Source organism: Bradyrhizobium sp. BRP20, assembly GCF_020194215.1.
GTDB classification, from domain to species: domain Bacteria; phylum Pseudomonadota; class Alphaproteobacteria; order Rhizobiales; family Xanthobacteraceae; genus Bradyrhizobium; species Bradyrhizobium yuanmingense.
In genome coordinates this window covers 1-7,147 of record NZ_JADYVY010000045.1, presented here as the reverse complement: position 1 = coordinate 7,147, position 7,147 = coordinate 1, and the positions used below count along the sequence as shown (strand labels likewise).

General features: G+C 56.5%; 6 protein-coding genes and 1 pseudogene. 2 read left to right on the top strand and 5 right to left on the bottom strand.

All coding sequences use genetic code 11. The annotated features are described in order from the left end of the window. The coding region (locus I6F33_RS37405) for an IS110 family transposase (protein WP_225131109.1) at nucleotides 1-1,018 on the bottom strand (1,018 nt) is incomplete at its 3' end. Between the two features lie 113 nt (nucleotides 1,019-1,131). Further along, nucleotides 1,132-1,750: pseudogene (locus I6F33_RS37400) on the bottom strand (LLM class flavin-dependent oxidoreductase); the annotation flags it as partial. Between the two features lie 317 nt (nucleotides 1,751-2,067). Here I6F33_RS37400 and I6F33_RS37395 point away from each other — a divergent pair. Then, nucleotides 2,068-2,292, top strand: coding sequence for a hypothetical protein (locus tag I6F33_RS37395; protein ID WP_225131111.1), 225 nt, complete (start codon nucleotides 2,068-2,070; stop codon nucleotides 2,290-2,292). Between the two features lie 238 nt (nucleotides 2,293-2,530). Here the strand turns inward: I6F33_RS37395 and I6F33_RS37390 are convergent, their stop codons facing one another. Continuing rightward, a complete protein-coding gene (locus I6F33_RS37390) occupies nucleotides 2,531-2,812 on the bottom strand; it encodes a DUF3551 domain-containing protein (protein WP_128947516.1) in 282 nt (93 codons plus the stop codon). A gap of 559 nt (nucleotides 2,813-3,371) precedes the next feature. Between I6F33_RS37390 and I6F33_RS37385 the strand changes: the two genes are divergently transcribed. Then, nucleotides 3,372-4,055, top strand: coding sequence for a helix-turn-helix domain-containing protein (locus I6F33_RS37385; protein ID WP_225131113.1), 684 nt, complete (start codon nucleotides 3,372-3,374; stop codon nucleotides 4,053-4,055). 231 nt (nucleotides 4,056-4,286) lie between these two features. Here I6F33_RS37385 and I6F33_RS37380 read toward each other — a convergent pair whose 3' ends face one another. Continuing rightward, nucleotides 4,287-4,799 (bottom strand): hypothetical protein, encoded by a 513-nt coding sequence (locus tag I6F33_RS37380; protein ID WP_225131115.1) that lies wholly within the window; start codon nucleotides 4,797-4,799, stop codon nucleotides 4,287-4,289. Between the two features lie 1,282 nt (nucleotides 4,800-6,081). Next, nucleotides 6,082-7,147, bottom strand: a 1,066-nt coding sequence (locus I6F33_RS37370) for a thioesterase domain-containing protein (protein ID WP_225145759.1), incomplete at its 5' end; no start/stop codon positions are given.

Genomic DNA, 7,147 nt, shown 5'->3' with positions numbered 1-7,147 from the left:
ACGCCACCGCCGTCCATCGGAATTCGGTTCCATCAATCCACATTCGGTGAAGGACGACAGCCATCTTTCTGGCCAGCGCGACCTTCGCACGCTTGCTTCCTTGCCGGTGGGCAACACGCACCGCCCAAGCCTTCATCGGAGACCATCGGGTTGATGGCCTGAGAACAACGTTGGCAGCTTCGAACAGGGCTGTGCGCGTCTCTCCATCTCCGACTTTTGTGATCCGTCCCACCCGATCAACCTCGCCAGATTGGTATCGCCGGGGCGTTAACCCGAGATAGGCACCGACGGATTGAGAATGCAGGAATCGCCTCGGATCGTCCACAGTGGAGCGGAAGGTCAACGCAGAGACCGCGCCGATCCCCGGCATTGTCATCAAGAGCCGACAAGCCGGGTCACTGCGCACGGCCTTCAGAACCAGACGATGCAGTCGGCCGTACTCCCGCATCAGCGCTTCGCGTCCGGCAAGCAGCGGATTCATGATCGCCTCCAGCAAGTCGTCATCGCCGACCAACTCACGAACTCGCGTCGCGAACAGACTCCGCGAGACGACTCCTACTTTGAGACCGAGCGGACGCAGAAGTCCGCGGATGACTTGCTCTGCGGCAGCGATGGAGCGGATGATATGCTTGCGAGCCGCGGCCAGCGTCCGGGCCCTTTGACTGCCGATGCTCTTGACGTGAACAGGCTTGAACCATCCCGTTCTCACCACCTGCGCGATCCCACGGGCGTCATTCCGATCGGTCTTCACCGGCATGGCCGAAAGTGCCGCCTTAACCTGGCGGGCTTCCAAACTGACGGCCGGCAGCCCCAGTTCGATTAGATTTGCGGTCAGCCATTCTGACGTCGGTCCTGCCTCAAGGCCCACCCGTTGAACTTGACCAGCCCATGGTTCGAGGTACTGCACAATCGATGGCGCATCCGCCAAGATGGTTCCCTCCCGGATAAGCTTTCCGGTCTCGTCCACCGCACATACCGCAACGGAATTCAGCGAAACATCGAGGCCGACGTAGATCATGACTTTTCTCCTTCGGATGGAGTTGGTCCATGATCGTCAGCCAAAACGTGCCGCGCAGCAAATAGGTCAGACGATCGGGACCGAATACCCCATCTCTTCCGTAAAGCGGCTGCCTCGGGCGTATTCCCGTTCGTGAAGTACCAGTCGGACACGCGAGCGGCCATGTCGCGGGCGGCGCGCGAAGAGCCGCCCTGGAAGATCTCGGGCAGCGGATCGAGCGGTTTCGGCTTCAGCGAGTACTCGTTGAACCGATAGAAGTCCCCCTTGAGTGTGAAGCTCTCTTCCCTCCAAATCCCGCGCAGAGCATTGATGAACTCCTCCGAACGCCGGTAGCGCTCATCGTGATCGAGCCAGGCTCTCCGATTGCGTGGAATTCACCGCGGAACCAACCGGACACAATATTCACCGCAACGCGCGCGTTGGTAAGCTGGCCGATTGTCGCGATCTGCTTCGCCGCTACGGCGGGATTCCATGGCCCGGGAAGGAGAGCGGCGATCATCTTGAGCTTTTCAGTCGCAGCCAGCAGCGCATGCGAGAAGCTGACCGGCTCGTGCTGCTTGTCGGCTCCTAACCCGCCGTGAATCGGATCTGACTGAGTGCGTAGTCGAAGCCCGCCTTTTCGGCGATCTGAGCAAGCTTCCGGTTGTAGTCGATGTCCCAGCTGGTACGCTGCTCGATCGAAGAAATCACGAGCCCGCCGGATACGTTCGGCACCCAGTAGGCGAATTTGATCGGTTCGTTGTTTACAGACTAGTGGTTTGTCCCTTGAGAATGACACTTACTGCGAGGTAGGCGCGGCCTGAGCGCGCAGCACCATGCGACCACGCCGATCACGACGAACGGGCGCGACACTGCTGTTCAGCCAGCGTTTGCGTTATTGATTTCGAGGAGCTGGAGCGATCTCAGGCCAGATCGTCTCTATGAATTAAGACGCCGCTCAGGAACAACACGAACACAACTGGTCGACGAGCTTGCTCGGAATCGAATGCGTAACGTTGTCGAAGACGTAGTTGCGCATTGTCCGCGCTCCTGAGTGGGACCATCGCCTGATGATCAATCCTCTCAGAGATTGTTCGACCATGCGAGTCCAAGACGAACTATTTTTCGCCACGCGGGGAAAATCAGCTTCCTTTTGTTTAGCGGCGAACGCATCGTTTGTTGCTGTGTGGGTGCAAGCTGATCATTTCCTCGCCGCGCAGAAGGTCATTCAAATCGCCACGGCCGTACGGCGGCATCGGACCATCTGCACCAAATACTGCGGCTTCGGCCGCTGACTGGAATATTCCAATCGCATTCGCCGGCATCTGAGATCACTTGCTCTGCCGAAGAGATCGGAGACATCGAATTCGCATGGTCGGACCGGCTATTGCCGTCCAACATGCAAGCACGCTCGGCACTGGACGCAATCAAACGAACGCCCCAACGGATTCAGCGCAGAATAGGCGGGGTCGAGCGAACGGCAACAAGAGCCTGGACGGCCCGCCCGTTCATCCAACGCCGTCCTTGGCTGACCTAACGACGTTCGCTCCAGCCGAATTGCCTTCCCTGTCGCTCGAAGGCGTAGATCGGATTGATACCGCAATAGGCATATGTGCCAGAGGCGGTAGCCATGCACTGGCTATAGGTTGAGAACTGGCAGTTGCCCGGATATCCCCAGGCTCGGCCCTGCAAGCAATAAACGTCTTGCCGGGCCGGTGGGGTGTACGAATGAACCCGTGAAGCGGCGGTCGAGCCTGATCCAAAGCCGACGAGGATAGGAAGTGTTAGCACTCCGATAGCGAGAACGTAGCGCATGAGATCTCTTGCCTCCGTTAATTCGCTGAAGGATAGAGGATCCGAATAAAGCGGTTTGATCTTAATCAATGGCGGATGGTGGGTCCAGTCGGACTATCGTCAGCAAGACCATCACCCGTGGACAGAGACCCGAGCGGGATACTTGAGCAGGACGTTGGATATAAGGGTGGGGAGCAATGAGAGGGTTGGAGCGGATTATTCGACCCGTCCTCGGTCCTGGGCTAACCCGCCGGCATTTCGAAGCAGCCTTCCAGCGACACCGCCCGGCGAAACGCATCTTTTAACCGCGACTTGGCGCCTTCGCGCAGCAGAACACTCGTACAGCAGTCAAATCTAGGATCGTTTCATTCGCTCTGAGGCGTGTTGCCGGGCACCTATCCTCGACGATCGAAGGCCACAATTGCCTCGCCTCGACTGTTGCGCGGGCACTGCGTCACAAGGACACGACTTCTTTTTCATAGATGATTGTTAAATACTGTGCAGGCATCCATAGATTGCACCAAATTTATTCGCGAGGCTCCAATTCCCTTCGCATATTCTGGTTTAGGAGTGTCGGACCATGTTTGTGAGCATCACCACAGACCAAAGATCCCGCATCAATTCGCTCAGTGAGCTCGGCATATCGAGCGGGTCAAATCCGATCGTCAGCTTGAGCGAATTCACTTACAAGAAAGGTAAGACGATCTACATCGAGAGTGACCCAGCCGAGTACGTCTATCAGGTCAGAAAAGGCGCGGTACGGACTTGCAAGTTACTCCCCGATGGACGCCGTCAGATCGGCGCATTTCATTTGCCAGGTGATATTTTTGGACTCGAGAACGGCGTAGCCCACCGATTCACGGCGGAAGCAATCATCCAAACCACTGTTCGCCTGATCAGGCGGCAACATCTTGAGACGGTGGCCGAGACTGACGCGGTTGTCTGGCGCACTTTGCTCAGCCTGACTACGAATAACTTGCAGCACGCCGAAAACCATATGCTGCTGCTTGGACGCAAAACCGCTCTGGAGCGCGTTGCCGCGTTCTTGCACGAAATGGATGAACGGCTCACGGCTGCTGACGTTATCTCGCTGCCAATGTCTCGGCGTGATATCGCGGATTACCTTGGCCTGACCATCGAGACCGTTTCGCGTGCAGTATCGCAATTGCACAGTGATGGCGTCCTCGATTTCATCGGCAATACTCAACGCGAGATCGTGATTCTGGACCGGCAGCGGCTCGCGAGCGTTGACCTGCAAAGCTAAATCGCGGACGGCGTAAGACCCTTCGGTCGAGGCCAGGATCGCTCGCGCAGCAACTACCGGCTTTCAGACATAAATTGGTCCGCATCTCTGAGGCGCACCAGTCAGCTTTCGAGCACTATTTCCTGAACGCTACGATGTGCCTTCGCACGGTGCCGGTAAGCACCGCCGGATCATACAGACAGTTGAGCCAACCGGTCAGCATTTTGGCAACCCGTCCTTTGGAATAGACGCTCAGCCGTTCTCCAGTTCTACATCGCTGATATGGGGCCCACGTGGTGAATGGTCATTGTTCTGCTTCTCTCCCCGCAACTCAGTAGACCGAAAATCCACGCTCACGAAGAATATTCCCGTGTCGTTGGAGAGCCAGACTGTATTTCTGCGGGATCCAAGACATTCGTTCGAGGCGGCGCGCCATTCAAGGAAAAAAATCAGCTGCGCGAAATGGGTCATCGCAGAGTCGGGGCGGCGAACGCATGACGTGGATACGATCAATGCGTAAAACTGAATGCATTCCATTCGAGAAGCGATTCGCTCCGGCCTGTGCTTGAGGGGATCGCCGCGGGGGCGGTGGAGCGCGAGCGAAACCGCGTTGTCCCGTTCGAAGCGATAAAGCTGCTCAAAGCGGCGGGGTTTGGAGCCTTGCGGGTTCCGGTCAAGTTCGGTGGTCTCGGCGCATCGCTTCGTCAGACCTTCGATCTGCTCGTTGCACTTGCGCCTACGGACTCCAAGGCGCAGAGGACACACTTCGACCTGCTCGAGGACTTACGCCTGAACAAGGATGAGGCCACCAAGCGCGGTGGCTCAGAGCCATCGCGAATAGTGCGATAATCGGAGTCGCGATAACAGAGTTGGGCGTCGGCGCCGGCGATCGCTACCAGCCGGCGGTGACGTCGGACCAAGCCGGATTACAGCTCAATGGTAACAAAACATTGCACGACTGGCACCCTGTACGCCGATCACGTGATCGTAGCGGCTGACCAGAGCGGCAAGCGGATCGACGTACCTCTCGATACCGGCCAGCCCCGCGTTAAGCATTCACGATGACTGGGATGGCTTCGGGCATTTTTACCCCCCCCCACCCGTTCAACGGTTCGATCCGCTTCTTAAAGTTGCGGATATTGGCGATCGTATCTTTGCTCTCGCTATCGACATTGAAACGGCCGCGAAGATTGTCTAACTGCGCGTCCAAATAAATCGAGAGGACATCCGCGATAGCGATATCGTCTATGTGGAGGATTCTTCGCTTTGGCGTGTGTTTAGAGCTGATGTAATCTCCTAGCTTTTCCTCCGCGGCCGCAATCTCATCTGCAGCGCAGCCTGTGCTGACATCCCGGCCGTTGTCTCTGATGATCCAGATTGCCCGGTGAGTGATTTATGCGCTCTTGTTTCGGCGGGCAGCCTTGAGCTGAGGTCGGGCGCCCTTGCTTCTTCGCGGCATAGCTCTCTCATCCGTCCGATATGAGCCAGCGTTGTAAATTCCTTGCCCGCAATCTTCTCGATAACCAGTCGATTACGGTCGCGCTCACGACGCAAACCCGCGACGGTCATTCCTCCCAAAGGAAATGCGACCTTCACAGCATCGGCAAGGCGAAGTGGAGTATCAGGTGTAATTTCAGGTTGCGTTCGACGCGGCATCGACGCCACAGCGGGGCTGTTAAAAACCGAACTAAGATGTCAGCGCCTTATTGAAAGTAAACCTTTCCTTCCTTCGATCGTAGGATTGGCAGTTTCATCGCAAAATTGACGAGACACAGCATAACTTGAAGGAGGGACTGACCGTCACTCGGCTTCCTGACTCTGCTTGCTGCTGGCAGTTCCGCCGCACTCGATATCGATCGTGCCATTCTGGATGAGTGGAATACGTGGAAGAGTAAGCGGGCGCCTTTATCTGAAGGCCTGGAGTTCTGAGATCAGCTTTCAGCCGATCGACGACGTGTGCGCACAGGTCCAGGGAAAAACCAACGAGCAGCGGCGGATCTCGAGACGAAGCTTCGAACCCTCAGCTTTCGGAGAAAGTTTTCTCGGTCTATTCAACAGTCCCGATCAAGGCTGTTGAAATGGCTCGAGCCAGAACTCGGCGGTTTTCTGGATTGCTCACCATTGTCGCGTGGTTGCCTGGAACCGGTACGGCACGAATAGCCCCAGCATCCACGACCCGGTCCCAGCCCTGGTTTGGCAAGTCGCTACTGGGTCGTTTGTCAAATGGTACCCAACGACTGACGAGAGGCTCACTCGCATAGAACTGATGTATTTCAATCGCGAGCGACGGAACGCGATACGATTGTAGCGCGCGGTGAAATGTCGCGGCCCTTTGATACATTGAAACGTCACTGCGAAGATCGTGATCTGGAGCTAACGCTCCTATTTGCTGCGCCTTTTCAAGCAACTCAGAGATGGAACATGGTTCGGTGTCGCGTTCCAGAACCTCGTGATACTCATCGCGCAAGATTCCACAACGATCCAAAACAAATTCTCGCGCCAAATTCTTCAGTGATCCGTTTGAAGAAGCCGCGGGTAGACTGACATCGATGAACGCCATGAATGACACAACTTCATCAACACTCAGTAACTGCTCGGCAATTGCATAAGCCAGGATTGCACCTGATGAGTATCCAGCAAAACGGTATGGGCCACGGGGCTGGATCTGTTTAATCGCAAGAATCACCTCCACGGCCATCGTCTCAAGAGTCGGTGGACGAACGTCATCCAAAGGGGGCCATGGCAGAGCGTAGACCGAGCAGTCTGCATCCATTTCCGCTGCCAAACCGAGGACATACGAACAATCCCCAAAACCTGTGGGGACAAAGAAGAGAGGTGGCTGCAATCCGGTCGCTCGAACGGGAATCACCGCCGTGTTACTGGGCTGCACCTGCAAACGAATCTTCGATGCAAGCTCCTTTAGAACAGGGGCTCGGAAGAGGTCGGTGGCGCTAAAACTCAGCCCAAGATTTAATGCTTGACTGAGCATCTGCACGGCCAAAAGCGAGTGGCCGCCCAGTTCGAAGAAGTGGTCGTTGCGCCCGATGCGCTCGACACCAAGGAGCTCGGCCCAGATCTGCGCCAGCGCCGTCTCGACCGCACCTTGCGGCGAC

Bases quoted from the DNA above. Each gene is read 5' to 3' on its own strand.
- I6F33_RS37395 (WP_225131111.1), top strand. From the start codon at position 2,068: ATGATCAATCCTCTCAGAGATTGTTCGACCATGCGAGTCCAAGACGAA.
- I6F33_RS37390 (WP_128947516.1), bottom strand. From the start codon at position 2,812: ATGCGCTACGTTCTCGCTATCGGAGTGCTAACACTTCCTATCCTCGTC.
- I6F33_RS37385 (WP_225131113.1), top strand. From the start codon at position 3,372: ATGTTTGTGAGCATCACCACAGACCAAAGATCCCGCATCAATTCGCTC.